This window comes from Chryseobacterium sp. Leaf180 (assembly GCF_001424585.1).
Taxonomy (GTDB): domain Bacteria; phylum Bacteroidota; class Bacteroidia; order Flavobacteriales; family Weeksellaceae; genus Chryseobacterium.
The window spans coordinates 260140-285912 of record NZ_LMPJ01000008.1 but is presented as its reverse complement, the minus strand read 5'-3'; the positions used below and the strand labels follow the sequence as shown (position 1 = coordinate 285912).

Annotated in this window: 24 protein-coding genes; 10 read left to right on the top strand and 14 right to left on the bottom strand. The window is 37.3% G+C overall.

What is annotated here, in order from left to right; all coding sequences use genetic code 11:
• Nucleotides 1–263: 263 nt before the first annotated feature.
• From ASG01_RS09025 to ASG01_RS08980, 10 genes are all read right to left on the bottom strand, one after another.
• Nucleotides 264–791, bottom strand: a complete 528-nt coding sequence (locus tag ASG01_RS09025; RefSeq protein ID WP_055862880.1) for a hypothetical protein — start codon at nucleotides 789–791, stop codon at nucleotides 264–266.
• Nucleotides 792–800: 9 nt separating this feature from the next.
• Nucleotides 801–1337 (bottom strand): hypothetical protein, encoded by a 537-nt coding sequence (locus ASG01_RS09020; RefSeq protein WP_055862877.1) that lies wholly within the window; start codon nucleotides 1335–1337, stop codon nucleotides 801–803.
• 6 nt (nucleotides 1338–1343) lie between these two features.
• Entirely contained in the window at nucleotides 1344–4058 is a 2715-nt protein-coding gene (locus ASG01_RS09015; protein WP_055862875.1) for a hypothetical protein, read from the bottom strand.
• Nucleotides 4059–4853 carry a WxL protein host-binding domain-containing protein gene (locus tag ASG01_RS09010; protein ID WP_055862874.1) on the bottom strand — a complete coding sequence of 265 codons (795 nt, stop codon included), beginning with the start codon at nucleotides 4851–4853 and terminating at the stop codon, nucleotides 4059–4061.
• Between the two features lie 64 nt (nucleotides 4854–4917).
• Nucleotides 4918–5505 (bottom strand): hypothetical protein, encoded by a 588-nt coding sequence (locus ASG01_RS09005; protein ID WP_055862872.1) that lies wholly within the window; start codon nucleotides 5503–5505, stop codon nucleotides 4918–4920.
• Nucleotides 5506–5841: 336 nt separating this feature from the next.
• Nucleotides 5842–7446 carry a hypothetical protein gene (locus tag ASG01_RS09000; RefSeq protein ID WP_055862870.1) on the bottom strand — a complete coding sequence of 535 codons (1605 nt, stop codon included), beginning with the start codon at nucleotides 7444–7446 and terminating at the stop codon, nucleotides 5842–5844.
• Nucleotides 7447–7464: 18 nt separating this feature from the next.
• Nucleotides 7465–8259, bottom strand: a complete 795-nt coding sequence (locus ASG01_RS08995) for an SDR family oxidoreductase (protein ID WP_410492815.1) — start codon at nucleotides 8257–8259, stop codon at nucleotides 7465–7467.
• Between the two features lie 156 nt (nucleotides 8260–8415).
• Nucleotides 8416–9636 (bottom strand): 3-phosphoshikimate 1-carboxyvinyltransferase, encoded by a 1221-nt coding sequence (locus tag ASG01_RS08990; RefSeq protein ID WP_055862865.1) that lies wholly within the window; start codon nucleotides 9634–9636, stop codon nucleotides 8416–8418.
• A gap of 13 nt (nucleotides 9637–9649) precedes the next feature.
• Nucleotides 9650–9976 (bottom strand): nucleotide pyrophosphohydrolase, encoded by a 327-nt coding sequence (locus ASG01_RS08985; protein WP_055862863.1) that lies wholly within the window; start codon nucleotides 9974–9976, stop codon nucleotides 9650–9652.
• A gap of 61 nt (nucleotides 9977–10037) precedes the next feature.
• Nucleotides 10038–11447: a hypothetical protein gene (locus tag ASG01_RS08980; RefSeq protein ID WP_055862922.1), complete on the bottom strand. Its 1410-nt coding sequence runs from the start codon at nucleotides 11445–11447 to the stop codon at nucleotides 10038–10040.
• Nucleotides 11448–11624: 177 nt separating this feature from the next.
• Here ASG01_RS08980 and ASG01_RS08975 point away from each other — a divergent pair, with 177 nt between their 5' ends.
• The 8 genes from ASG01_RS08975 (at nucleotide 11625) to guaB (ending at nucleotide 18384) form a co-directional block, all read left to right on the top strand.
• Nucleotides 11625–11876, top strand: coding sequence for a type B 50S ribosomal protein L31 (locus ASG01_RS08975; protein WP_055862920.1), 252 nt, complete (start codon nucleotides 11625–11627; stop codon nucleotides 11874–11876).
• 91 nt (nucleotides 11877–11967) lie between these two features.
• Nucleotides 11968–12381, top strand: coding sequence for a hypothetical protein (locus ASG01_RS08970; RefSeq protein WP_055862861.1), 414 nt, complete (start codon nucleotides 11968–11970; stop codon nucleotides 12379–12381).
• A gap of 45 nt (nucleotides 12382–12426) precedes the next feature.
• Nucleotides 12427–13587, top strand: coding sequence for a GlmU family protein (locus ASG01_RS08965; protein ID WP_055862857.1), 1161 nt, complete (start codon nucleotides 12427–12429; stop codon nucleotides 13585–13587).
• Nucleotides 13588–13683: 96 nt separating this feature from the next.
• Complete coding sequence (locus tag ASG01_RS08960; RefSeq protein ID WP_055862855.1) at nucleotides 13684–14199, top strand: RNA polymerase sigma factor; 516 nt, start codon at nucleotides 13684–13686, stop codon at nucleotides 14197–14199.
• Entirely contained in the window at nucleotides 14168–14809 is a 642-nt protein-coding gene (locus ASG01_RS08955) for a hypothetical protein (RefSeq protein WP_055862853.1), read from the top strand. Before ASG01_RS08960 ends, ASG01_RS08955 begins: the two co-directional genes overlap by 32 nt.
• A 57-nt stretch (nucleotides 14810–14866) precedes the next feature.
• A complete protein-coding gene (locus tag ASG01_RS08950; protein ID WP_055862851.1) occupies nucleotides 14867–16126 on the top strand; it encodes a DUF4252 domain-containing protein in 1260 nt (419 codons plus the stop codon).
• A 13-nt stretch (nucleotides 16127–16139) separates the two neighbouring features.
• Nucleotides 16140–16640: a DUF4252 domain-containing protein gene (locus tag ASG01_RS08945; protein ID WP_055862849.1), complete on the top strand. Its 501-nt coding sequence runs from the start codon at nucleotides 16140–16142 to the stop codon at nucleotides 16638–16640.
• Nucleotides 16641–16923: 283 nt separating this feature from the next.
• Nucleotides 16924–18384: an IMP dehydrogenase gene (guaB, locus tag ASG01_RS08940; RefSeq protein ID WP_055862848.1), complete on the top strand. Its 1461-nt coding sequence runs from the start codon at nucleotides 16924–16926 to the stop codon at nucleotides 18382–18384.
• A gap of 278 nt (nucleotides 18385–18662) precedes the next feature.
• Here the strand turns inward: guaB and ASG01_RS08935 are convergent, their stop codons facing one another.
• From ASG01_RS08935 to ASG01_RS08925, 3 genes are all read right to left on the bottom strand, one after another.
• Nucleotides 18663–19664: a DUF4407 domain-containing protein gene (locus tag ASG01_RS08935; RefSeq protein WP_082498335.1), complete on the bottom strand. Its 1002-nt coding sequence runs from the start codon at nucleotides 19662–19664 to the stop codon at nucleotides 18663–18665.
• A gap of 162 nt (nucleotides 19665–19826) precedes the next feature.
• Nucleotides 19827–20381 carry a crossover junction endodeoxyribonuclease RuvC gene (gene ruvC / locus ASG01_RS08930; RefSeq protein WP_082498334.1) on the bottom strand — a complete coding sequence of 185 codons (555 nt, stop codon included), beginning with the start codon at nucleotides 20379–20381 and terminating at the stop codon, nucleotides 19827–19829.
• 43 nt (nucleotides 20382–20424) lie between these two features.
• Nucleotides 20425–21129 carry a diphthine--ammonia ligase gene (locus tag ASG01_RS08925; protein WP_055862843.1) on the bottom strand — a complete coding sequence of 235 codons (705 nt, stop codon included), beginning with the start codon at nucleotides 21127–21129 and terminating at the stop codon, nucleotides 20425–20427.
• A 107-nt stretch (nucleotides 21130–21236) separates the two neighbouring features.
• Here ASG01_RS08925 and ASG01_RS16205 point away from each other — a divergent pair, with 107 nt between their 5' ends.
• Nucleotides 21237–22430, top strand: coding sequence for a LuxR C-terminal-related transcriptional regulator (locus ASG01_RS16205; protein WP_157844185.1), 1194 nt, complete (start codon nucleotides 21237–21239; stop codon nucleotides 22428–22430).
• A 195-nt stretch (nucleotides 22431–22625) separates the two neighbouring features.
• Nucleotides 22626–24557: a S8 family peptidase gene (locus ASG01_RS08915; protein WP_055862839.1), complete on the top strand. Its 1932-nt coding sequence runs from the start codon at nucleotides 22626–22628 to the stop codon at nucleotides 24555–24557.
• A 94-nt stretch (nucleotides 24558–24651) separates the two neighbouring features.
• Here ASG01_RS08915 and ASG01_RS08910 read toward each other — a convergent pair whose 3' ends face one another.
• On the bottom strand, nucleotides 24652–25692 hold the full coding sequence (locus tag ASG01_RS08910; RefSeq protein WP_055862837.1) for a hypothetical protein: 1041 nt from the start codon (nucleotides 25690–25692) through the stop codon (nucleotides 24652–24654).
• Between the last annotated feature and the right edge of the window lie 81 nt (nucleotides 25693–25773).

Here is a 25773-nt window from a genome sequence, read left to right as displayed (position 1 = left end):
CCACCAGCGCCAATGGTACTGCGAAAGCGGGAGAGTAGGTCGCCGCCAGTCTTTTTTTATTCCAAAAACTCCTTCATCAAAAAATGAAGGAGTTTTTTGTGACCAATTTCTAACTGAAAGTACTGATAATTAATATAGATTATCGCGATATCAATCTGCACTTAAATATTATGCACACAAATGATTATTCACCAATCTTTTTCAATCTGATAAATAAAGTTTAATGCTAAAATTGGAAAAAGTATATTTTGATCTGCAATATCTTAAGGAGCAGTAACTGTGAAGGTAATATTTGTAGAATACGTAGCTGCGGGCAGTGTTACGGATACGCCAGAGATTTTTATCTGTACCGGAATATTGCTGTAAGTACCACCACCTCCCAGAATAAATACATTAGTTCTTGGAAGCATAAAGCTGCTCGCATTATTAGTCACTAGATAGAAATCATTTGTTGAATTTTCTGCAATTGTACACCCACCGCAAGGATTTCCATCACCTGTTCGTCTCACAAAGAGCTGTAAACTCTGAGGCCAGTTAATTGGAGACTGACTTACATATACTCGTGATCCCTGAGAAAAAAGGATACTTCCCGGAATGGTTACACTGATATTGATGAGATTTGTTGGCGAAAGATAATCGTTAGTATAGTTACTTCCAGCAACAGAAATTGGCTGTAAAGTACCAGCCTGAGTACTCACCGTAACGTCAGGTCCGTTCACGAAAATCTGACGCTGCGCATTTCCATGTACAGATAAAGCTAATATTGATAATATATAAAGTTGTTTTTTCATTAACAAATGTTAAAAGTCGCTAATCGTGTAGATCACATTGATCACATTATTCGAAGCGGCTGTTAAACTTTTATAGTCATTCACATCGGCAGAGAAGGTAATTTTGTGACCGTAATTTACTCCGATACCTGTAAATGCACCGCCAATTCCAGAGATAATAGTGATGGGAACTGTACTCAAAGTGACTTGGTTTACCGGTGACCCCAAAACTCCACCGCCACCTCCTGAAGCATTTGATGTATTTAAACGGATCGTAATACCGGTAATATTTTGGCTGATTGCTGCAGTAATGACTCTGTTTGGACTGTTCTGCGCTATAGCCGAACTGTAATTAATCCATTTCGCATCATTGCTTGAAGGATTAACAAGCCGGTTTCCTGCTTCGCCAGGTGCGGTAAAATTTAAAATAATGGGATCTGAAGGAACCACACTAAGTAAAGCAACGACAGGAAGCGTAAGACGTACAGATCTGCTGCCGGTACTTTGTGCAGCGATTTTTCCACAAAAAAATATCGAAGCAAATAATATTATACCGCCAATCCTCATATCCGATCAATTCTTTTTTGAAACTTCATTATACGTGACTTTAATATCATTCTGCTGAAACTTAATTTCCCGCTGCTGTTTGCTGATATTTACCGAAATTGCCTTCGTCTCGTTACCTTTCAGGTCAAATTCAAAACTGTCAGCAGCGATTTTAAAACGCTTGTCGAGACCGTTTCTGTAGATTTTTACTTTCCAACTTCCCGGCTGCAGATAGGTAAAATCAAAACTTTCATTCAGCTGGCAAATTTTTCTTACGACCAAATCATCTTTGGTAGCTTCAATAATGATGCTTTCAGATTTCTTACGGTCGTTAGCTGAAATTGCAAATTCATCCGTTTTGCCGTCATCACTGAGTTTCACAAAACCTTCGATCTTTGCCGCATTGGTAAGTCCAAAATTAAAGAAATTTTCTTTATTCACAATATGCACAGGCGCAGGCATAGTGACATCCGAAATGACGTCAAAATCAGTCGTCGAACGATCGATCTCAATATAATAATCTCCCGGAATAACATTTTTAAAAGTATAATTTCCTTCTTTGTCGGTAATCGAAATATGATTTCCCATAATCAATTTTACACCGTCAACTTTCTTCACGCCAAGATTTGAAACGTTTCCGCTGAGTGTAACGTAATCTGCAATCTTTTTAACCGGAGTATTAATTCTCATCGTGTATCGTAGTGATACAATAAAATCTTTATTGCTGAGCTGCTCGCGCTGCAACGTATATCTTCCCGTTAAATCTATAGAATGATTTTTAAAAATATCCTGGTGGTAAAGCACTTCAAAAAGATTTCGGTCGCTGAAAACCTGCTCTGGCATATAATTATTCTGATAAAATATACTCAACGAACTTTTTAATGAAAGCCTGCTGATGATGCGTGCGCCGTAATAGAGCTGACCTTCTGTGCCGCCAATATATCGTGTGGTCTTAGAATAACTTCCGAAAAAATTAAACGAAGTACGGAACTTTTCAAAGCCGGCATTTAAGGAGATGATTTTTGAATTTCCTTCCTGATCAGTTAAAAAGTTATTTGTTCTTCCATACTGAGCTTCCGCGCCTAGTCTGAAAACACCTATTTCCTGCGTAATTCCTGCTCGTACAAAAAGCTCATCATAGCTGAACTGCTTATTCTGCATATGGTCGTCATAGTTCTGATAACCGCTGAAGATATTTAAACTCGTTTTCGGCGAATATCTGTACTGCAATCCAAGCTGTGCATATTTCTGGTATGGTGCAATTCCAAAAAGAGTATCGCGCTTAAAGTTTCTGGCATCCTGACGGTAATTTCCGTTGATGTCGATTTTCTCGCTGAGTCTGTACTGAAAATTTCCTGAAACCGAACTCGTATTATTAAAATATCCGGCAAAATCTGGGGAAGCATTCATATAAAGAAGACCGGCGCTTAGTCGGTTAAAATTTCCCTGCGCCTGCGCAAGGTATGCGAGACCTTGAGAATAATTATTTTTGCTGTACGAAATTTCAGTCTGCAGATCAACACTTTTTAAAACCTTCGTTTTTGCTAAAATATAAGGAAGATGCGTATTCAAACCTTCACGCTCCGCACGCGGAATTTTATATAAATATCCTGCGCTAACTTCGGTATCTCTGTTGACCTGATATTTCGCAGACACGTTAAATTCATCTTTTATCTCCTGATAAAATCTTGGGTGATTGTAAAATGCGCCTACCGTTACTTTGTTGAATTTGTACTGAAGTTCAGCACCGCGGCCGTATCTCGCAAATTCCGTAAGAAAAGATGCCGAATACGATTTGTCACCAATATGCGCATAGAGTTTTTCATTTTTATAGGAAGCGTAATACTCTTCATAAGGCGTGAAGACATTGAAATCTACCGGATTTTTAGTCACGGCACGAAATTCAAAATTGTCGGTATTGTCTTTTGATAAAGAACCTCTGCCAAAAACTTCAGCCTGAATACCGTTTTGATATTGTCCTCTTTCGTTTCGGCCAATGTAATTAATAGAAGCGGCGATAGGAAATCTTCGGTAAATATCCTGCTCGATCGGATTGACCGGTATAATTTTCACATTGCTGAAAGCATCCAGGTTTTCTTTAGGATGATTTTCTGTGAGTGCGTTAAGGTGAAAACTTTGATAAGAAACGATGCCGATATTAGGATCGGTTTTGCTTTTAAGTCGGATAACTCTTGACTGTCCCGGCAGAAGATTTACTTCAGAACCAAGATCTACTTTTGCGTTTTCTGTTTTTAGGAAGAGCTTTTCAGCCATATTCCCGTTATTTTTAGCGATAAATGTAACCGTGATACTGTCGCCGGCTTTCGCAAATTCCGGGCTGTCTGCTAACGATAGACTGAGTTTTCTCGCCATAGCAATCACCATTGGTGAAGTTTTGGTCAGCGTATTTCCCTGCTCGTCTTTAGTTTTTAAAGAAATTAAATAGTTTCCTTTCGGTGTATCATTAGAGATTCTTACCGGCACGATGTAGATCATACTGCTTCCCGCAGAAAGCGATACCGTTTTGGATGACAGTAGCGGTGTGATACCTTTTTGGTTGGTATCTACCGAAAGATCATAGATCTTATCCTGGTTTGTTGCGTTTTCTATCTTAAAAGATATAGATGTAGCAGTCCCAGGCTGCAGTACCTCTCCTTTAAATGCATACTCATTTTTGTCCTGAGCACGAAGTAAAAAGATTGGAAACAGCAGCAGACAAAAAATCAGCCAGTTTCTAAACATTTATTTTACATCTAATTCGACGTTGAGAGCAAACGCATTATCGTCTTCGTCTGTGGCAAGAACGACTGCGGCGTATTTGCTAGCTGCCATTTTGCTGATGTCGATGTCAAAAGTTTTGGAAGTGCCCGGCAGTAGACCTAATGCCTGGCTGGAGAATGTCCCTAGTTTCTCACCATTTTTGCTGTTGTAGATTTCTACACTCGCAATGGCTTTGGTGAAAAGGTTTCCTGTATTAGCGATCGCGATTTTCAGAATCTTCTTTTTGTCCTGAGAATCTACGCGTACTTTTTCAAATTTAAATTCAGGTTTTGCGTCTTCAGATTTATAATCAGTAATAATCTGTACAGCATAGCGCACAATAGAAGTGATGTTGATACCAGCCTGTTTGTCAGATGGCTTAATGTCATCTACAGGCTCTACCATGATTACACTCCAGAAACTTCCGCTTCCGGCAACTGACTGTGGTACAGTGATTTCATACCGTACCACGGTTTTTTCTTTGCCTTTTAGCGTAAGGAGATTTGTATTGATTTTAATCCACTTTGCATTAGACTTGCTGCTAGAAAGTGGAGCTGAATACTGAATAGTACCGTCACTGGTGTAATTTAAATCCTGTAAAAAGATTTTCACATTTTGTGGCGCTGTACCTGTATTTTCTATTTCTAAACTTCCCTGATAAACTTTTCCGTTTTCTACTTTGTATGTGTGGCTGAGACCGTTTAATATCACAATTCCGGCAGTTACATTTTGAAAATATAACACGAAAAGCGCAAAAAACAGTAATTTTTTCAGCATGACAAAGATTTTACAGGTTCAGTTTGTTGGGTTAAATTAAGAATTATTTTTAAAACTTCTGATCTTAGTTATCAGAGATTGTATACGTCACGATAGCAGCAGCTGTAGTATTTGCTACGATGCTTGAGTATCCTGTCGCACCAGTTCCGGTTCCGCCAACAGCAACATCATACTGAAGATTGTGTCCGTTGTTTACACCGTTCCCTGTATATGCACTGCCGATTCCTGTAAGAATTGTCTGGTCAGCAGAAGTTAAAGTCAAAGTTGATGCAGGTACGCCGAATGTTCCGGCACCATTTCCTGAATATGCACCAGCAGTCACTTTTATGTCGATTCCTGGTACGGGTGTATTAAGTTTTACAGAAACAGTTCTTACGTTGTCTGGTCCGGTTGAAGTCTTAATAGAAGAGTAATTTAACCATAGAGATTTATCTGCAGCCGGTGCAACCAGTTTTTCACCAGCTTCTGTAGGAGCAATAAATTTTAAACTGATGTTTTTGTTTGCAGAAGGTTCGATGTCTAGGATAGCAACTTCAGGAATATCGATAGTTACTGTGTGATTATCTGTTTTGGTGTCTGCAGATTGTGCATTCATTTTAGAAGTTAAAGAAACAAGCATAAGGGCTAAAACAGATAATTGTAAATTTTTCATTTTGATTGATTTTTAATATTTTTTTTGCAAATCTAACAAAATCGATAAATAGCATGCAAGAGTTTATTAATTTATTTGCTCTATTAGAGTTATTTTTTTTTATATTTTATAAAGTATTGAAAAACAGTTATTTGAATAGATTTATGGAAAACCATATAATAATTGGTGATTTATTTTTATGTTAAATAATTATTTTAGATTTTTATTTAAATAGCTGTTAACCAAATAAATGTACGAATTATAACTAATGGAAAGTACAGATACTATGCTTTCCATATCGTTGTTATTATGTTAAATTCTTTGAAGGATTAAAAACGGTAAATATGAGATAAGTCACTAAAATCGACTCAAAATGCCCCAGTGAATTTTAATATCGTTGAACTTGAACGGGTTTCCAAATTCGTTTCCGTTTGACAGCTGAAAACTCATCAAACCTATCGGAATGAAGAAATTGAATCCAAGCCCTACACTGTAAAGTTTGGGTTTCACATTCAGCGTTTTATTATTAAGCTGACTGTATTGTCCAAAAACATCAAAAAATGCCTGGTTTCCGACAAGATACCTGTATTCTGCGCTGGCGTAATAATAGAAGTCGGCAGCGAGAGAATTTTCATTAAAACCACGCAAAGAATTCCAGCCACCAAAACGGTACAGTTCATTAGCCGAAAACTCGTTTTTCGAGCTCATCATCGCACCTTCGCCTTTCAGATTGAAATAATGATTGCCATTGATATGAAAATTGTGTTCGGCAAAAACATACATCTGCGTTTGCAGCGCATTCACGTTTTCGAGTGTATACGCGGTTGTCAGATAATCAAATTCTACACGAATTCTGGTGCGGTAGAGAAACAGATCAACCTCGGTCGGCGTTGTAAGATCATACCAGATTCCGATTCCTTTTTTGTTGTAATCTTTTCCCTGTATGTAAAGAGAATCGATAATCGTAGAAGTTTCAAAAGTTCCCCGGAAACCTATTTTTTGCCGGTTATTGATATGATAGTAGAGCGCCGGCTGCATTCTCACGTTGGCAAAAGTAGAATCCTGGCGGTAAATATTGATCTTAGCATTCAAACCGATATTCGATTTAAAAAGGTACGGTATGTCAGCCTGCAGATCAAAAGTCTGTCCTTTATCCGGGTTTCGCTGCCAGTAGAGATTTAAAGACTCAAAACCGTTAAACATATTTTTAAAGTTGACATTCAGCGTTCCGTTCAGCGTAAATTTTTCAGTTTTATCATTTCCAAAACCAATCACACCGTCAAAAGTGTTGGTTTTTTTCTTCTCCATAAAAAGATAAATCTGTGTAGAATCTTTGGTAAAAAGCGTTTGTGGCGGCCGCTCCAGCGTTACAAAAGGATGACTCTGAAAGTTTTTATTGATCGCGACAAGGTTTTTATCGTCGTAATTTTTCCCTTTAAAATCTTTTTCAAGGTTTTTTATAAACCTTTTGGGAACGCGCGTATAACCTTTCACTACAAAACCGTCGATCGTACGCCGGTTGTTTTTGTTAATGTCCAATTCTACAATTGGAAACCCGTCTTTCTGACCTTTGTACTTAGATTTTATTCTGCTGAATGCAAAACCGTCGTCTATGTATCTTCTGTTGATCTGCTTCTTTACCGAATCTAAATTTTTTGTGAAAAATTCGTTTTTAAGCTTAGTCTGAATCTTTACAGAATCTGACAGCTGAACAAAAGTTTCGTTGAAGTTCTTTCCTTTGTCGTAAAAAATCTCGGTGCTGTCGCCTTTTATTTTAACGTCTTTCAGTTCTGTGAAGAAGTAATTGCTTTGAGAAAGCGAATCAAGAAACTTGGCTGCAGTAACCGAATCTTTTACTTTTTTTCTCACTTTAGTCTCGGTGTCAATCAGAAAATACTGCTTTTTCTGCGCCTGTAATGAAACGCAGAGTAAAATAAAAATAATGTGTAAAAGTGATTTCAACCTCCTTTAAAACTCCGATTAATCGAGTTTATTATATTTCTTCATTAATTTTTCATAAGTATTTTGCGGAAGAATCCATTTCAGGGGAACACCAATCTTCTGACCAAATTTCCCGAAATAATAATGGGCTTTCCAATTATTTTTAGCCAAGAGTTTATCAATATATTCTGCAACTTCCAGAGGTTCTGTGCCGTCGCCTACGTGAGAATTCATTAATGCATACACTTTATCAAAGACATTTCTATATGGCTCAGAAACATTTGTTTTTACCCGGTTTTCGGCAATATTGGTTTTAATATCACCCAAATGCAGCGAACAAACATGAATATTCCATTGATCAACTTCATATCGCATCGCTTCTGTTACTTTGTCTAAAGCTGATTTTGAAGCCGAGTAAAACCCGCGGAAAGGCAATCCCATTTCACTTCCAATACTCGAAACATTGATGATCTGCCCAAATTTATTTTCCCGCATTTTAGGCATCACAGCAGTCATCATCTGCACGGCTCCGACAAGATTCAGATTAAATAATTTTAAAATATCATCTTTTGAAGAATCTTCCACAGCACCCACCATTCCCATTCCGGCATTGTTGATCAAGACATCGATTTTGTTTTCAGTTTTTAAAACTTCGGCAATCGCATTTTCCACCGCGTCATTATCTGTAATATCTGTTGGAATCGAATTAAAATACTGACTTTCTGTGTGTTTCCGGCTTAAACCGTATACTTTGTGACCTTTTTTTCCAAAATATTCTGCCAGAGCGAAACCGATTCCTGATGAAGTTCCGGTGATGATAATTGTTTTTTTCAAAATTCAGTTTAATTATTTAAAACAAAACTTTGCTAAACATTAGCAAAGCCGTTATTATTTTTTTTGCTTAAAATTGCTCCCATTTTATCAGCCATTAACTGATTTCAATAAGAATAATTTTACGATGATTTCTTACTAAAACAAATTTAACGATTTTCAGATTAGGAGTTTAGATAAATCCTCCCAAAACTCCGGATAAGATTTTTCAACCACATTTTCATCTTCGATATTAATTTCTTTGAGTAAACAAAACGGCGCAAAACTCATTGCCATCCTGTGATCCTGATACGTTTTAACTGAAATATTTTCTTCAGATTTTTTAAAATTAATTGATTTTATCGAAACATCTGTAATTTCTGTTTCTGTTCCCAGCTTTTGTAATTCGTTGTGAAGAGCTAGAAGTCTATCCGTTTCTTTTACTTTTAAAGTTCCCAATCCAGAAATTTCAAACGGAATTTTTAAAGCAGCAGCTGTAACGCAAACCGTTTGTGCAATATCTGGGCAATTATTCATATTCAAAATAATCTTCTCAGGGAATATGAAATTTTCATGAGGCTCAATCGTTAATTGATGATCGCTTTCTGAGAAAATGGTTTTAATTCCAAAGAACTTTTCATAAATATCAACAGCCGCAGAATCGCCCTGCGTAGAATTTTTATAAAAACTTTTGAGATGAATATTTTTTCTGCCAATTGCGGCAGTAGAGTAGAAGTACGACGCCGAACTCCAGTCGCTTTCTACTTCATAATTAACAATTGACGATTGACCATTCACATTAAAGTTTTCAACTTTAATAGTGTTTCCTTCAAAACTGTTTATAATTCCGAATTTGCTCAAAATATCCAGAGTCATTTCGATGTATGATCTTGAAGTAATTTCGCCAGTCAAATTTATTTTTAAACCGTTTTCAAGTTTTCCGGCTATCAGAAGTAAAGAAGTAATAAACTGACTGGAAATATTCGCCGGAATATCAACTTCACTTGTCAAAATCTTTCTTCCGGTAATTTTTAAAGGCGGAAAACCTTCTTTTTCTAAATATTCAATTTCAACGCCTAAATTTTGCAGAGCCGTAACCAGATTTTTTATCGGCCGTTCTTTCATCCTTTCCGAACCGGTAAGAATCGTTGTTTTTCTATCCTGAATTGCGTAATAAGATGTTAAAAAACGCATTGCCGTTCCTGCATGATGAATGTCAACGGTTTCAGATTCCGAAGACAATGCTTTTTTTAATAATTGTGTATCCTGAGAATTTGAAAGATTGGTGATTTTTATATTTTTAAAAAGCTTTTCTAAAATCAACAAACGATTCGAAATACTTTTCGAACCGCTGATTTGTATGGTTTGGTTTTGCTTTAAAATTGATTTTTCCAGCTTCATTGTTTCTTCAAACTTATTTCAACTTGTCATTATTCTGATGCCTGTCTTTATCGCGATCAGTTTTTACTTTCATCTTCTTATCAAAAGCTTCTTGTAAATTGACACCGGTTTGATTGGCCAGGCATAACGTTACAAAAAGAACATCCGCTAATTCTTCGCCTAAATCTTTGGTTTTATCACTTTCCTTTTCGCTTTGCTCCCCGTAGCGTCGCGCAATAATTCTAGCGACTTCGCCCACTTCTTCGGTAAGCATTGCCATATTGGTCAGTTCATTAAAATAACGGACACCGATATTTTTTATCCATTCATCGACTTCCTGCTGAAGTTTGGTGATTTCCATTTTTAAAGTGCCAAGTAAAAAGTTTAAAATAAAAGTCGTATTTAAATAAGTGAAGAGCCAATTACTGATACGCGCCCAAAGTAGGAGAGGTTGTGCGGCTCACCCCAACAATATCTGTCGGAACCGTTGCTGCAATGGCTGCTGAACCTTTGTTTTTTGCCGGAGAATCTGTCTTTACACGAAGATTCATTTGTGCGGCAAAATAATTAACAAACTTCGGATCTTGGTTTTTAATGCTTTGAATAACGTACATCGTATTATCAAAATCAAACTGTGCCGCCGCTGCATTTGAGTATTTTATCAGAGAATTGACCAACGAAAACTGAAACTGCTGTCCGTTCGTAGGCGAAAGATTTACCGAATTATCTTTGTCTGAATATACAATACTGTTTCTGATACTCAGATTTTGCAGCGCACCCTGAACGATTTGTCCGCTGTCATTTTTCCATTCGTTGGCCGCAAAAATTCCCATGCGGGGAAGCGATCCCATCGTCGCAGAATAATTTGCAATCGTACAGTGTGTGTACGAGTGATTTCCGCCAAGAAAAATTCCGATGCAAGATTCGCCGCTGTTATTCATCACAAGATTTCTCGCATTTACGGTAGATCCGACTGCATAAATTCCGTATTCCTGAAAAGTGTGAATGAAAGAATTGCTGATGTTTGCCGTAGTTTGTCTCATGTCGAGACCTCGCGTTCCGCCAAAAAGTCTGGTGTGATTCATATTTAAAACAGAAGCAGCTTCCATTTTAATGGAATTCCAGTTTCTAGGAATGGTGTCGTAATACGTGTCGTTTCGGTCGCCCCGTACAATCACCTGATTGGTCTGCGTGCCGTTTAAATTTAGTTTCCCTCCACCAGAAACTTTCATTCCGCTGTTTTTGTGAAAATAAATTTTCGTTCCCGCATCTACATCGAGCGTCACATTTGGGTTTACGGTAAGATTTCCGTAGATAATTTTTGCTTTATTACTGTTCCAGACAGTATTTGAAGTGATCACGTTTGGATTTGAAGGCGTCTGAATAAAAAATTCTGCATCCTGAACCACAGAAAATAAAGTCACATGCTGTTTTCCGGCTGGCGTCGAAAATAAAACGCGGTCTTCTGCAATCGCTTCCGGGCCGTTTGCCTGCGCTGCAATTTCTACAAAAATATAAAGACTATCTTTTTTCCTCAGCGGAACATTCTGGAAATCGTAACCGGCTTTCCCGTCAACATTGATTTTATATAAAGAAGATGCGCCTTTTTCAAGATTAATTCTAGGGATCAGCACATCTTTATCTTCGGTATTGAAAACTTTTACAACATACGTTTCTGAGCGAATTTGATGATAAACGGTATCGCAAAACACGGTGTCACGGGAAAATCTGAGCTCGGCTGACGGCTCCTCAAAAGAAATTTCGTCTCTGTTGCATGAAACTGCCAGTAATAATGCCCAAAACGAACAGAAAAGTAAAAGTTTGATTTTCATTTGCATCTTATCTATAAGGTCTTCAAATTTAACGAAAAATGTTTAACTTTCTTATCTGAGAAAAAAGATTCATTTAAGGCTTGTGTATTTTAAAATTAATTGTATTTTTGCAACCTAAAATTAGCAGAGAAATACCATTACTATTTCGGAAGCAAAACAATAAAAAGAAATTTAGACATGAAAAAAGGACTTCACCCAGAAAATTATAGACTTGTTGTTTTCAAAGATATGAGTAACGACGAGGTATTTGTAGGAAAATCTACTGCTGAGACAAAAGATACGATCGAGCACGAAGGTCAGGAGTATCCATTGATCAAAATGGAAATCTCTTCAAGCTCTCACCCTTTCTACACAGGGAAAACCAAACTGGTAGATACTGCAGGTAGAGTAGATAAGTTTATGAATAAGTACAAGAAATTCGCTAAGTAATTTTTTGTCACGTCAGAATATAGAAGTCTTCCAAATTTTTGGGAGACTTTTTTATTTGTATTTTTGCTCAGAGCATATATCCGTTATACTTATGAAATTTTTATTTTTTTTAATAAAAACTTTATTTCTTTTAGGTCTATTTTGCGCTTCCTGTTCAGGTTGGAATAAAATAGACTCAACAAAACTTATAAAAGAATGGAAAGTCGATTATATTGATTTAAATGGAAAAAAGGTTAAACATTTACATTTTGGTGATGAAGAATTCATATACGATTTTAGAAATGACAAAACTTATCTAATTTATTTGCCGAGTAATAAAGCAGAATTTTCCGCTACCGGTAAATGGAAAGTAAATGAAGATGAAACCATAGATTTAAAAGATGCGAAAAACGTAACCTACGCGAAGATTGTAAGTGTAGAAGACAATAATATGATATTGACACCAGTTTCGAATGACAGCAATCAATACGGAAATCTCGTACGCTATCATTATATTCCAAAATAATTAGTAATTCACAATTAAAAATCAAATTTAAATAGAATCTTAGCTATGCAACTCGTATTCTCCGATGCACAATACTGGGAAGATTTTCTTCCGCTCACTTTTACCCGACCGGTTGCCGAAATGCGCTGCGGAATTCTTACTTTTTCCGAACGCTGGCAGAAAATCTTAGACAACACTGAAGTTTCCTGGTTTACCGAAATGTATCTTCAGCATAAATTCAGAGAGCCTGAGAAGAAAGAAAGCCTCTTTTTGGTGTCTAATTTTCTGCCGACAGAAAATATTATTCAGCAGATAAAAGATCTGAAACTCGGCGAAGCTTTGGTTTATGAAGATGAGCTGGTTGCTGCAAAAATTAATATGGATGGTTTTTCTTTAAGTCAGATCGAAAAAATGACAGATATTAAAGAAGAAATTATCTTTTTCAAAAAGCCAACCGATCTTTTTTCATATAATAAAGAAGCGATCGATTTCGATTTTGATTTATTAACGAAAGGAAAAGTTTCAAAAGAATTATCTTCTACCAACGGATTTTTAGGAAACAAAAAAGATTTATTTATCGAAGAAGGTGCAGAAGTAGAGTTTTCAACGGTCAATACCAAAACCGGAAAAATCTATATCGGAAAAAATGCTGAAGTAATGGAAGGCTGTAATCTCCGCGGTCCGATTGCGCTTTGCGAAGGTTCTAAATTTAATTTGGGAGCAAAAATTTACGGCGCGACAACGGTTGGTCCGCATTCAAAGGTTGGAGGCGAAGTTAGCAATATCGTGATTTTTGGTTTTTCAAATAAAGGCCACGACGGTTTTGTAGGAAATTCGGTGATTGGCGAATGGTGTAATCTCGGCGCAGATACAAATTCGTCCAACTTAAAAAATAATTACGGAACAGTAAAACTCTGGAATTACCGTACGAAAGATTTTCAGGATACAGGTTTGCAGTTTGCCGGTTTAATCATGGGCGATCACTCGAAAACGGCAATCAACACACAACTGAACACGGGAACAGTAATCGGCGTCGCTTCGAATATTTTCCGGGAAGGTTTTCCGCCGAATCTTATTGAAAGCTTTTCTTGGGGCGGATTTAAAGATGATGAAAAGTTTAAATTAGACAAAGCCTACGAAGTTGCCGAAAAAGTGATGGCCAGAAGAAAAATGCCGCTTACAGATGCAGACAAGGCGATTTTTAAACATATTTTCGATACTTATTAAAAGCTAAAAACTAAACTTCAAAAAATTTTTGAAGTTTTTTTTGTTTTGATGTAATAAACTTTCTTTTCCGGCTGTCTTACTTATAGAAACAAACTTATGACCCAGGAGACTTTCAAGAATACGGTTTTCATTCTCAAAGATGAGATGTATCGTTTTGCGAAAAGATTTGTCATGAGCAGCGATGAGGCAGAAGATGTGGTGCAGGATTTAATGATCAAGTTCTGGCAGAAAAAAGAAGAACTTGAAAAATTTGGAAATTTAAAATCCTACGCATTAAAATCGGTAAAAAACGAATGCCTCAACCGCCTGAAACACCACGACGTGAAGCTAAGCTTTGCAGATCTGCAGCTTCACCGGTCGGAACTTTACAGTATGGATGTGAATAATATGAAGGAGCATATTTTGGGATTCATCAATCAGCTTCCCGAAAAACAGAAAATGGTGATTCACCTGAAAGATGTAGAAGAGTATGATGTGTCTGAAATTTCTGAGATTATGGAAATGGAAGAAAACGCAGTAAGAGCCAATCTGATGCGCGCGAGACAGAAAGTAAAAGAACAAATCTCACAATTGATGAGCTATGAGCAGAGAACCATATCAGGATCAGTATAAAAAAGTTGTAAAAGACTTAAAGGAAGAAAAGATGAACTGGGATTTTGAGGATTTTCTTCAGAAAACCGAGTCGAAGAAAGACGAAAAAGTGATTCCGGTGAAGAATAAACCTTCGTTTCCAAAATGGCTTCTGATGGCTGCGAGTTTGGGATTGATTTTCGGATTGGGATTGGTTTTCAGTTTAAATCAAAACAGTTCAGCAGACGATCAGGCAAAACTAGTAGAAAACGAAATCAAGAAACAGAAATCTGATTTTATCACCGAAAATCATGCGCATGAAACTCAGGTGGCAGTAAATTATACAGATTCTGTAGTGGGTGCCAAAAAAGATTCTCTGTTTCAGGACGAAAGTTATGCCGAGGTCGACGCCCTGGAAAATCTGCTCTCAAAAAGAAGCCGCATCAAGAAAGAGAGAAAACCAAGGTACGTGAGCAACACACACAAACCTATGGATTCTTCGTCGTACAAAAATTCATATGTGATCGTAAACGGGAAGCGGATTGATAATCTGGAAGAAGCAATTAATGTGACCAAATATTCGTTTCAGGTGGTTGCAAATGCCAACAGCAGCCTCAATCAGCCAAAAGTGATGGATAATGTGGAAGACTGATAACCCGATTTGTAATTATTAAAAATTGTAAATCAATAATTTAAATTAAAGAAAATCATGAAAAAAATATTTTTATTAACAGCACTCATTTTCGCGCACTTTTTCAATGTGCAGGCACAGAAAAATGATCTGAACTTACTTTTTGATAAATATCAGGATCAGGAAGGCATTACTTCAATAAAAATTGCAAAACCCATGTTTGGGATGTTAAACAGTTTAAATATTGCAGATTCTCAGCTTGATCAGATCAAACCTTTGCTCAGCAAAATAGACGGGCTGAAAATTCTGATTTCAGAAGGCGGCGAAGATACTTTGCAGCTTGGAAAAAAACTTTCAACCATTAATAAAGAGATTTCGGCAGTTATTAGCAAAATGAATTATTCTGAACTGATGTCTGTGAAAAGTGGAGGAAATAAGGTGAAATTTCTTTCTTCTGCAGCAAAAGACGGAATGCTGGATGATCTTTTATTAAGCATAAAAGGTGACGAAGGCGAAAATATTCTAGTCATGCTTGATGGCAAACTTTCGATGGATGATGTGAATAAAATCATAAATTCCGGGGAGAAAGGCAGCTTTAATGTTTCATTGAAAAACAATTTGACGTCTGGCGGAAATTCTTATGTAAACAGTGAAGCGAGAAACGTAGGAAATTTTACAGGAATCAATATCAAATCAGGTGTAAATGTAGTTTACAAGCAGGAAGATACAAATTCGGTTCAGGTGATTGCTGATGCGGATAAATTAAAATACATCATAACGAAAGTTGAAAACGGCGTTTTAAAAATTTATGTTGACAGTAAAGGCGAAAAGAATCTCAAATTTAAAAATCTTACGGTGAATGTATCTTCCCCGAAGCTTGATAATATCGAGGCCAATTCAGGTTCGCATTTTACAGTCATTAATACGCTGACAGGGAAAAATATAAATATTCAGGCATCATCAGGATCGGGAATCGTCGGGAAATTTAATGCCTCAGATGCAATAAATGTTCTTGTAGACTCTGGGTCAAACATGAAAGGCGCGATCAGTACAGAGAAGTTTACCTTTAAAGGAACAAGCGGTTCCAATGCAAGCTTTGACGGTAATACCAACATAGGAGTTTTAGATATAAGCAGTGGTGCGATGTGCCGTGCAGAAAACTTTAAAGTAAATAAGGCAAATGTACAGTCAACCTCAGGCTCATCAATTACGGTGAATGTACGAGAAAAGCTCGATGTGGCTGCTTCTTCCGGAGGTTCTGTGAAATACAGAGGTAACCCTGATGTGACATCAGATATCAGCAAATCTTCTGGTGGAATTTTAAAACAGATTAACTAAAAAACCAATCACCATGAAAACTTTAAAAATACTTACAATCAGCTTTTGTCTCATTTTCTTACTGCAAAGCTGTATCGTTTCTGAGAAACCCAATATGGCATTTTTCGCTAAAACCGAGCAGAACCTGAACGGGGCAAAATTTACCAGCATCAATGTGCCGCTTTTTATGGCGAAACCTTTCATCAAAAAAGCATTGCGACAGGACGGAGAAAGTGAAGAGGTAATAGCAATGATCAGAAAAATATCCAAGATTAAAATCATGACTGTCGAAAACGGAAGTAAGGCAATGATCGACGAATATGCATCGTATCTTACGGATGAAAAATTTGAAGACTGGGCGACGATTAAGCACAATGGCGACAAAATAAATCTTCAGGTAAAGCAAACTGGAGAGAATATTAAAAACTTAATGCTGACAGTAGATTCCGGGAAAGAACTGGTGTTTATCGATATCAAAGGAAAGTTTACGCCAAAAGATATTTCAGATTTTATCAATTCAGCTTCAGACAAATAATTTCACATATTTAACTTTTTTTTACCAAGCCGCAGATTTGTCTGTGGTTTTTTTATTTTATCAAATTTTATATACTTCATATCAGATTTTGGGAGTTTTTCTGTTTACATTTTTGTTTTATAAGGACTTTGAAAAAAATACATTTGATATTTATATCGGCCAAAATATGCGTTTGAAAGCTGCCAGATGTAGTTTTGAACTGTATTAATAAGATGCAAAATGAGAAATTGAAAGCAGATTTTCAAATCTCAATAAAATGCCTTAATTTTGCAAGAAAGTAAAGATGTCTATTCATAGCAAAATTGTAGAGACAGCCATCACTTTCGATGACGTTCTTCTCGTTCCTTCTTACTCAGAAGTTTTACCCAACCAAGTTTCTCTAAAATCCCGACTTACCGACAAAATCACGCTGAATGTGCCGATCGTATCTGCTGCGATGGATACTGTGACTGAAGGTGATCTTGCCATTGCCATTGCGCGCGTGGGCGGTCTCGGATTTATTCATAAAAACATGACGATTGCTGAGCAGGCAGCGCAGGTAAACCGCGTGAAACGGTCAGAAAACGGAATGATTTCCGATCCTGTGACGCTTTCTAAAGACCATACTTTGGCTCAGGCAAAAGATACGATGGCGAAATATAAAATTTCCGGATTGCCGGTTGTGGATGCTGATGATATTTTGATCGGAATCATTACCAACCGTGATGTAAAATATCAGGAAAATCTCGAGATGAAGGTGGAAGAAATCATGACGAAACAGCCACTGATTACTTCAGATAAAGATACGAACCTCGAGAAAGCAAAAGAAATTTTGCTTAAAAACAGAGTAGAGAAACTTCCGATTGTTGATAAAAACAATAAACTGGTCGGATTGATTACCATTAAAGATATCGACAATCAGCTTGAATATCCGAACGCCAATAAAGACGATAATGGCCGACTGATCGTGGGTGCCGGCGTTGGTGTTGGTGAAGATACGATGGAAAGAATTGCTGCTTTGGTGAATGCCGGCGTTGATATTATCGCGATCGATTCTGCTCATGGTCATTCTAAAGGCGTTTTAGATAAAATTTCAGAAATCAGAAAAGCATTCCCGGATCTTGATATTGTCGGCGGAAACATTGTAACCGCTGAAGCTGCCGAAGATTTAATTAAAGCCGGAGCCAATGTTCTGAAAGTAGGTGTCGGACCAGGCTCCATCTGTACGACGAGAGTTGTTGCAGGAGTTGGCGTTCCTCAGCTGTCTGCCATTTACAATGTTTACGAATATGCTAAATCTAAAAATGTAACCGTAATTGCTGACGGCGGAATCAAACTTTCAGGAGATATTGTGAAAGCCATTGCAAGCGGAGCCGGCGCGGTGATGTTAGGTTCTCTTTTAGCAGGAACTGATGAAGCGCCAGGTGAAGAAATTATTTATCAGGGACGAAAATTTAAAGCCTATCAGGGAATGGGAAGTCTTTCTGCTATGAAAAGAGGTGGAAAAGAGCGTTATTTTCAAAGTGAAGCAAAGAAATTTGTTCCGGAAGGAATTGAAGGGCGTGTTCCGCACAAAGGAAAACTGGAAGATGTGATTTTCCAGCTGACTGGTGGTTTGCGCGCCGGCATGGGATATTGTGGCTCGAAAGATATCGACACATTACAGAAAGAAGCCAAAATGGTGATGATAACCGGAAGTGGTCTGAAAGAATCGCATCCGCATGATGTGATTATAACTTCTGAAGCGCCTAATTATTCGCTTTAAATTTTAAGATTTTAATTTAGATAAAGTTTCGGCGGTCGCAAAGCGACCGCCGNCTCTTACAGAAAGATCCATATCTGCTAATTTCGACTTAAGAAGTTGTCTTGTGTGAAGTGTTTCTTATATGTTCATTTTTATATTGACAAAGTCTCGATCAAGATTTTGATGTACACCAAGTAAAAAAATTATATTCATAATTAACCATTCATAATTAACCATTCATCATTAACCATTCATCATTAACCATTCATCATTAACCATTCATCATTAGCAATTAAGAACTACTCCAGCTCTTTTTTAAACTTATCAATATTAAAATCCGTATGCGCATTTCCTTTTTCAATTTTTTCTTTTGAATACAGCCGGAAATCATTTTCCGTTTTTTCCAGTAAATAATCATACGGTCCCACTTGCGAAATAAGTTTCACCAAAACTGGCGAAATTTCCAGACAAATGAAAAGTCCCATAATGAAAGCTGCGGCTGCAGCAATTATCGCGGAGTTTTTTCCCAATTCATCCAGAGCCTGAAGTCGGGCTGCAAAACCGTTGTATTTATCTTCAAAAGTTTCGGTAGATTTTCTCTCGGTTTCCAGATTGGTATACACTTTCGAGATTTCCTTATCAAGATATTCCAGTCGGGTTGAAGTCTGTTTCTGGTAATTTTCAAGATCTGCACGGCGCTGTTCTTTCAGTTCCTGCTTACGCTTGGCATTTGGTCCGAAACCTTCTTTTCCACTGGTAAGATTCGACTGTTTTCCTAGAATTTCTTTCTCAAGTTCAGTTGCCGCCGAGTCATAAGACTTTTGGTACGCTGTAGTTTTTTCTGCAATCTGTTTTTTTTCGGTTTCAAAAGGGCCGCTTTGCTGCAAGATTCTGCCGTTCATCTCGCCCTGAAGCTGTTTTTTATTCCGCTGAATAATCGTATTTAGCTGCTTGTTCACTTCTTTTTCAAAAATTTTCAGCTCTAAAGGTTTCGATATAATAATTCCTAAAAAAGTAGCCAGAATTAAACGTGGAACTGCCATCAAGATCTGATTCCACCAAGTCCCCGTTTTTTTTATGGAAGAAACAATGTATCGGTCCAGATTAAAAATCATTAAACCCCAAAGAATTCCGAAGGCTGCAGAAATCCAGACATTATCGAACACCGTAAACATTGCGTACGCTGCAGATAAGGTTGCAAAAACTGCCGTAAATAAAACGATGCCACCGATTCCGGAAAATTTATTCCACTCGCTTGGCGTCTTTTGAAGAATATGGATATTTCCGCCGGAGCAGACCATCAGAAATTTTTGAAACCAGTTGATTTTTCTGGGATTCTGACGTATGATGTGTTGATTGCTTTGCACTTGTAAAAATAATTTGTACAAAATTAGTCTAAAAACTCATACGTTTGTTACAAACAGTAATATGTTTTGCCAAGTAATATTTTTAACGTCAAAAATCTATTTCAGACGATCCGGATTTTGCTTTAAAAAACTTTCCCAGCCGCTGAAAGATTTGCTTTCTGCTACAGTTCCGGAATTGAAATGGTGACAAACAGCAACCGCCAAACCATCTGAAGCATCAAGATATTTGGTCGGAAACTTTTTCAGATTCAGCAGATTTTGAAGCATTCCGGCGACCTGTTCTTTGCTTGCGTTTCCGTTTCCAGTGATGGCCATTTTTATTTTTTTCGGGGAATATTCTGTGATGGGAATATTTCGGTGAAGACTCGCTGCCATTGCCACACCTTGTGCGCGGCCAAGTTTTAGCATCGACTGTACATTTTTTCCAAAAAACGGTGCTTCCAAAGCTACCTCATCCGGATGAAACTCATCAATTAAAGCTAAAGTTTTATCGAAAATATACTTCAGTTTGGTCTCGTGATTCGGATATTTTTTCAGAATTAATTCGTGAATCGAAATCATCTCCATTTTCCCTTTCTTTACCGAAATAAGCCCAAAACCCATGATTGCGGTTCCGGGATCGATTCCTAAAATTATTTTCTCTGCTGTAATCATCGGTGCAAAGATAGAAATATGCGGGTGAAAATTATCTCAATTAATAAAGATCGCAAAACCAAAAAACATAATCGCCTTCTTCTTCATTAACTCCCGTTTTCGGCTTTGGATAGGTTTTCTTCACCACTTCGCCAATTTCGAACTTAATAGGTTCACTGAAAATTGGTCCGTCAAAAGTAAAGGTGTGAAATTCTCCGTTTTCTCCGCAAGGATCGAAGTCTTCTGGTAAATCCTTCAAAAAATTTTCATCAATAATTCTTCCGGCAAAACTTTTATCCAGATACATTTCGTTCACGCAGGTGATAATCGTTTTAAAACCGAGATTAAGAAATTCATGAATTAAATCTCTCGTATCTCTCTTCCACAGCGGGAAAACGGCGGAAATGCCCAGTTTTGAAAGCTGATTTTCACGGTATATTTTCAGATCTTCCAGAAAAATGTCGCCAAACACAGAATGTTTAATTCCTGACTTTTTTATTTCTGAAAGTTTTTCTTCCATGTAAGAATTGTAATCTTCCATCGAAATATCAGTCGGAAGTTCAAGTTTTATGAGCGGAATATTGAGATTTTCTGCCTGTTTTTCTAAAAGTTTTACCGAAACGCCATGCATAGAAACGCGCCCGACATCTTTATTGATGCTGGTAAGCAGCGCTTTGACTTCGTATCTATCCTCACTCAAGATTTTGTATAATGCCAGAGCTGAATCTTTGCCAGTGCTCCAGTTGAAAATTGCTGGTTTCTTCATAATTTCTTCATGTGAAATTAGCGAAATGTTCTTGCATTTTTGGCAGATAATGATTTACTTTTGTGCTTCACTGTGGTATGAAAAAAGCTATATTTATTTTTGTTTTCATGAGTTGCTGGTTTTTTGGACAGGAAATTAATATTTCTGTTCTTGAAAATGAAATTTATCAAAATAACAGGTCTGGTAAACATCAAAAGTCGCAGGCAAAACTTCTGAATCTTTTGGAAGATAAAAATCTATCGACAGATGATGAGGTAAAACTTAATTATCTGATGGCCGCAACCTTCCGCAGCATAGATGACTACGGCTCTGCGATAAAATATTTAAAACGCGCTATGGCAATTGCCGGTGATGCCGATCATCACGATTCTTTGAAGATTAACATTCAGGCAGAAATGGCATTTGCCTACTTCGATGATAATAAATATGCGGAGTCTGAGAAAATTATCAAAGAAATTTCCGGTAAAAGGTATAAGAATCTCGATGAAAACAGCAAAGCATATATTATTATGCAGCAGGGTTATATTGATTTCCTGGCTAAAAAATATGAGTCAGCAGAGAAGAATTACGACGTCGCATTATCTATTTTAAAGAAGGTATCGGTATGCAACCAGCCTGCAGTTTTGGTGAAAATGATGGAACTGCAGAGTGCAAAGAAAAATTTTGTTTCTGTTGATGACATTTATTCGAGATGCATCAGGATTGCAGATTCCTGTAAAATTTTAAAATATAAAGTATACGCTACAGAAGAAATCCGGGAAATTTATCAGCGTAACGGTGATAAGGACAAAGTTTTTCAGCACACCAAAATGCTGGATTCTCTGAATCTTCTTTTTAACAGAGAAAAAAATCTTTCGGATATGCATATTCAGAATGAAGAATATCTGGAAAGTAAAACCGAAAAACAGGAAGAAATAAGCACTGTAACGATGATCATTTCTTCGATCGTTGTAATAATTCTAATTTGCACCGGACTTTATTTTTTAAGGAAATCGGTTAGAGACCGAGCGGAGAAATTAAAAATTCAGGACGAACTGGAAGCTTTAAAAGAAGAGCTGAAAATATTTTCTCAGGCGCAGATTTCAAAAAACCCGGAAAAGGAAGAAATTCTCAATACGGCCAATCTCAACCGCCGACAGAAAGAGATTCTCGATTTAATCGCCGGAGGTTTTACCAATAAAGAGATTGCTGATAAACTTTCTGTAACTGAAGCTACTATAAAATATCATATCCGAAATCTGTATGCTGCTTTAGATATTAAAAACAGGAAAGATATGCTCAAAAAATTCTCAACCCGCTAGATGTTTATCTTTTACTATTACTGTTAAAATTCGAGTTAAATTTTGTTTTACAAAGTAATAGTACTTAAAATGAGTAAGTTATTAATTATTTGAATTTGGCTAAGTTTAATTTTTACAAGAATACTATCCTTTCGGTGAGTACGTAGGTGCCAAACAATTGCAGAATTTTGCAGCATAAATAATGTTGTATAAGCAATGAAAAAAAATCTACTACTTGCAGGATTTCTGATCAGCATCGGAACTTTTGCCCAGACTGCAGAAGAGCGCGCAGTGATAAAAAGAAACATTAACAGCACTGAGCTTGCAAATCTGAAAATGAAATTCGACAAAGAGTATCAGGACCAGCAAATAAAAATTCAGGCGTATCTGTTAGCAAATCCAACTGCAAAGAAGGAATTTACTATCGGTAAAAATTTCTACAGTTTGCAGAGAATCGATGCAGATGGAAACCCGATTTACATCAATACAAAAGATGCCAATCAGGTTGCTAATGCTAAAGTAAATTCTTTGTACCAAGGTGGAAGCATCGGAGTAAACATCACGGGGACGAATATGGTTGCCGGAGTTTGGGATGGCGGACAAGTAAATGCGTCTCACGAACTTCTTGCCGGCCAGGTAACAATGCAGGCAAATCAACCGTTGAACTCAACAGGTGGAAACAACCACATGCAGGCTGTCGCAGGTATCATGGTTGGTAAAATTGTTACCAACAGTTCAAATCCATTAGCTTCTACAGCACGTGGTCTTGCACCAAACGCTACCGCAAAAACTTACGATTGGGATAATGATTTGGCTGAAATGACAACTTTCGCAGCTGATGGATTTTTAATATCAAACCATTCTTACGGAGCAGCAAATGACAATACAATTCCTGTTTGGCAGTTTGGTGCATACGATTTCTCTGCGAAAAGCTGGGATATGTTGCTAAAAAATACGCCCAACTATCTTCCGTTTGTGGCAGGTGGAAATGAGCAAATGTCAAATGGTAATATGTCTGCTGCAGGATTTGATATAATGACAGGATCGTCTGCTGCAAAGAATGTTGTAACTGTTGGCGCAATCGATTTAGACAACTCTATGTCTGACTACAGCAATTGGGGACCGACCGATGACGGTAGAGTGAAGCCTGATTTAGTTACTTTAGGCAGTGAAATTAATGCACCACTGTATGCAGGTAACAATACGTATACTGGTGTTGTTGCTAGTTCATCCGGTACCTCATACGCCGCGCCGGCAGCTGCTGCCGCTGGCCTTTTACTTCAGCAATATTACAAATCCATTTTTGGAAATTATATGAAAGCTTCTTCATTGAAAGCTTTGATGCTGCATACCGCTGATGAAGCCGGAAATGTGGGTCCGGATGCAAAATTTGGATGGGGAATTTTAAATGTTGAAAGAGCCGCTCAAACCATCAAACAAATGCAAAGTGGTGGGAGCGCAAAACTGGTAGAATTTACAACAAACCCTGCAAATGACTCTGGCGCAGAAATTAATACCACCGGAATTGCTGGCGGAGGAGCTGCCCGTGCATCGATCTGCTGGACGGATGATGACGGCACAGAACAAACTTCTGCAAACGGTTTAAACCCGGCTGGAGGCAGACTTGTTTACAATTTTGATATTCTTTTCAGACAACCGAATCCGTTTATTGATACAAGACCTTTTGCTCCGCTCAGCGTATCTAATCCCAATGCCTTGGCTACAGTCTCAACCGCTTGGTTTGGAAACAGTGTAGACAATTACAAACAGGCAAATATCAGCAGCACTACGGCAAACAGTAATTTGATTATTTATATCAGAAAAGCGTCCACTTCACCTGCTGCCGTTAGAAACTTCAGTGTGATTTTAACAGGTTTGAAGATTACCAGCGCAACATTATCTACAGCTGATGTGAAAGCATCAAAAAATGTTGTTTTCTTCAGCAAAGACGATTTAAAAATTAAGATGATTTCAAATGATGTTTCAGCATCTTTTGGTGAATACAAAATTTACGATATGTCTGGAAAGATGATTCAGTCGGCGAAAGAAAAATCAAACGAGATTTCATTTAATGTAAAAACAAACGGTGTTTACATTTTGGTTTACCAGACAAAAAACGGATCTGAAACATTTAGATTTAAATTATAACACATTTCTGAAAAAAGATTTGTTTCAACTCTTTTTAAAAAAGGAAATCCGCTTCATCACTGAGGCGGATTTTTTTGTTTATTTATATTAAAAATTATTTCTTCACTTCTTTAATGGGAATAAATCCGCCATTCAAATAATCAAGTTTCATTTCGAATGACGCGCTTGCATCAGACGCTATAATTGCTCCAACAACGCCAAAGAAAAGTGATGCCATCATTACATCTCCGTTTTTTGCAGTAGTTTTGGATTTGGCGGTAAATAAAAAATCATTGTTCTGATCTTTAGTCATTTTATTGAATGATTTCTCAATCGGCGAGTAGACGTAAGGAATTCCCTGATACACCATGGCGAAATATTCATTGGTGTTTCGAATGTCTTTTTCTTTTCCGCTTTCATTTGAAGAAACTCTTAAAACGCGATTCCCGTCAGGTGTCGTTTTTATACTTGAAAAGGTAACTGCAGCAGGTGTAAGACTTCTGAAATCTTTAAAAGTTTTATACAAACCGTCTGTTAATACTTCCTGATTGTAAAGCGGAAACTTTTGTTTTGCAATTTTATCATAATTTTTTATCTGCTCGTAGCTATATTTTTCACCACTGTTTTCTTTCGGATAAAGATTTTTGATAATAAAATTTGAAAACATTTCACTGCCTTTTTTCATCGTCGCTTTGGTAACATCCATCGAGGAGTGCACAATCACAGAGTCCAGTTCGTCACGCAGCTGATACGTTCCGTCTTTATCTTTCGAAAATAAATAGCCCTGAACGTAGCAATATCCTTTTTCACTGAAAGCACCGGTAACTTCGGCAAAATAAAACTGTTTAAGATACAATAGCAATTCGCCGTCGGCAGAAGGATTTTTTGAAATGCTGGAAAGTAATTCCTGAAACTGAGCCTGCAGGGGTTTAACAGGAATCACTTTAGCTTTTGAGTTGAAAGCGCCTTTCTGCACAATTCCCACGTTGGTTGTGTCTGGTCTCGCATCAATGAGTTTGATTTTTGAAAACTCGCTTTTGATATCCTTTCTTTCCGGAATGCTGATCAGAAAATCTTCTGTCTTTTTCTGAGCAGACAAAATAGCGCTGTAAGCTGTAAAGATCAGCAGCAGCGATTTCATGTACTTTTTTATCATTAATTATTTTAAATTGTTTACTCTCGTGAAAATACAAAAAAACCTCAAAGAAAATCCTTGAGGTTTGATTTATAATTTTAA

What these genes read in the sequence shown, in the direction of transcription:
- ASG01_RS08950 (WP_055862851.1), top strand. Translation starts at nt 14,867, where the DNA reads ATGAAAAAAATATTTTTATTAACAGCACTCATTTTCGCGCACTTTTTC.
- ASG01_RS08985 (WP_055862863.1), bottom strand. Translation starts at nt 9,976, where the DNA reads ATGGAAATCACCAAACTTCAGCAGGAAGTCGATGAATGGATAAAAAAT.
- guaB (WP_055862848.1), top strand. Translation starts at nt 16,924, where the DNA reads ATGTCTATTCATAGCAAAATTGTAGAGACAGCCATCACTTTCGATGAC.
- ASG01_RS08960 (WP_055862855.1), top strand. Translation starts at nt 13,684, where the DNA reads ATGACCCAGGAGACTTTCAAGAATACGGTTTTCATTCTCAAAGATGAG.
- ASG01_RS08915 (WP_055862839.1), top strand. Translation starts at nt 22,626, where the DNA reads ATGAAAAAAAATCTACTACTTGCAGGATTTCTGATCAGCATCGGAACT.
- ASG01_RS08955 (WP_055862853.1), top strand. Translation starts at nt 14,168, where the DNA reads ATGAGCAGAGAACCATATCAGGATCAGTATAAAAAAGTTGTAAAAGAC.
- ASG01_RS08925 (WP_055862843.1), bottom strand. Translation starts at nt 21,129, where the DNA reads ATGAAGAAACCAGCAATTTTCAACTGGAGCACTGGCAAAGATTCAGCT.
- ASG01_RS09010 (WP_055862874.1), bottom strand. Translation starts at nt 4,853, where the DNA reads ATGCTGAAAAAATTACTGTTTTTTGCGCTTTTCGTGTTATATTTTCAA.
- ASG01_RS09005 (WP_055862872.1), bottom strand. Translation starts at nt 5,505, where the DNA reads ATGAAAAATTTACAATTATCTGTTTTAGCCCTTATGCTTGTTTCTTTA.
- ASG01_RS08970 (WP_055862861.1), top strand. Translation starts at nt 11,968, where the DNA reads ATGAAATTTTTATTTTTTTTAATAAAAACTTTATTTCTTTTAGGTCTA.
- ASG01_RS16205 (WP_157844185.1), top strand. Translation starts at nt 21,237, where the DNA reads ATGAGTTGCTGGTTTTTTGGACAGGAAATTAATATTTCTGTTCTTGAA.
- ASG01_RS08990 (WP_055862865.1), bottom strand. Translation starts at nt 9,636, where the DNA reads ATGAAGCTGGAAAAATCAATTTTAAAGCAAAACCAAACCATACAAATC.
- ASG01_RS08935 (WP_082498335.1), bottom strand. Translation starts at nt 19,664, where the DNA reads ATGGTCTGCTCCGGCGGAAATATCCATATTCTTCAAAAGACGCCAAGC.
- ASG01_RS08980 (WP_055862922.1), bottom strand. Translation starts at nt 11,447, where the DNA reads ATGAAAATCAAACTTTTACTTTTCTGTTCGTTTTGGGCATTATTACTG.
- ASG01_RS09025 (WP_055862880.1), bottom strand. Translation starts at nt 791, where the DNA reads ATGAAAAAACAACTTTATATATTATCAATATTAGCTTTATCTGTACAT.
- ASG01_RS08975 (WP_055862920.1), top strand. Translation starts at nt 11,625, where the DNA reads ATGAAAAAAGGACTTCACCCAGAAAATTATAGACTTGTTGTTTTCAAA.
- ASG01_RS08965 (WP_055862857.1), top strand. Translation starts at nt 12,427, where the DNA reads ATGCAACTCGTATTCTCCGATGCACAATACTGGGAAGATTTTCTTCCG.
- ASG01_RS09020 (WP_055862877.1), bottom strand. Translation starts at nt 1,337, where the DNA reads ATGAGGATTGGCGGTATAATATTATTTGCTTCGATATTTTTTTGTGGA.
- ASG01_RS08910 (WP_055862837.1), bottom strand. Translation starts at nt 25,692, where the DNA reads ATGATAAAAAAGTACATGAAATCGCTGCTGCTGATCTTTACAGCTTAC.
- ASG01_RS08945 (WP_055862849.1), top strand. Translation starts at nt 16,140, where the DNA reads ATGAAAACTTTAAAAATACTTACAATCAGCTTTTGTCTCATTTTCTTA.
- ASG01_RS09015 (WP_055862875.1), bottom strand. Translation starts at nt 4,058, where the DNA reads ATGTTTAGAAACTGGCTGATTTTTTGTCTGCTGCTGTTTCCAATCTTT.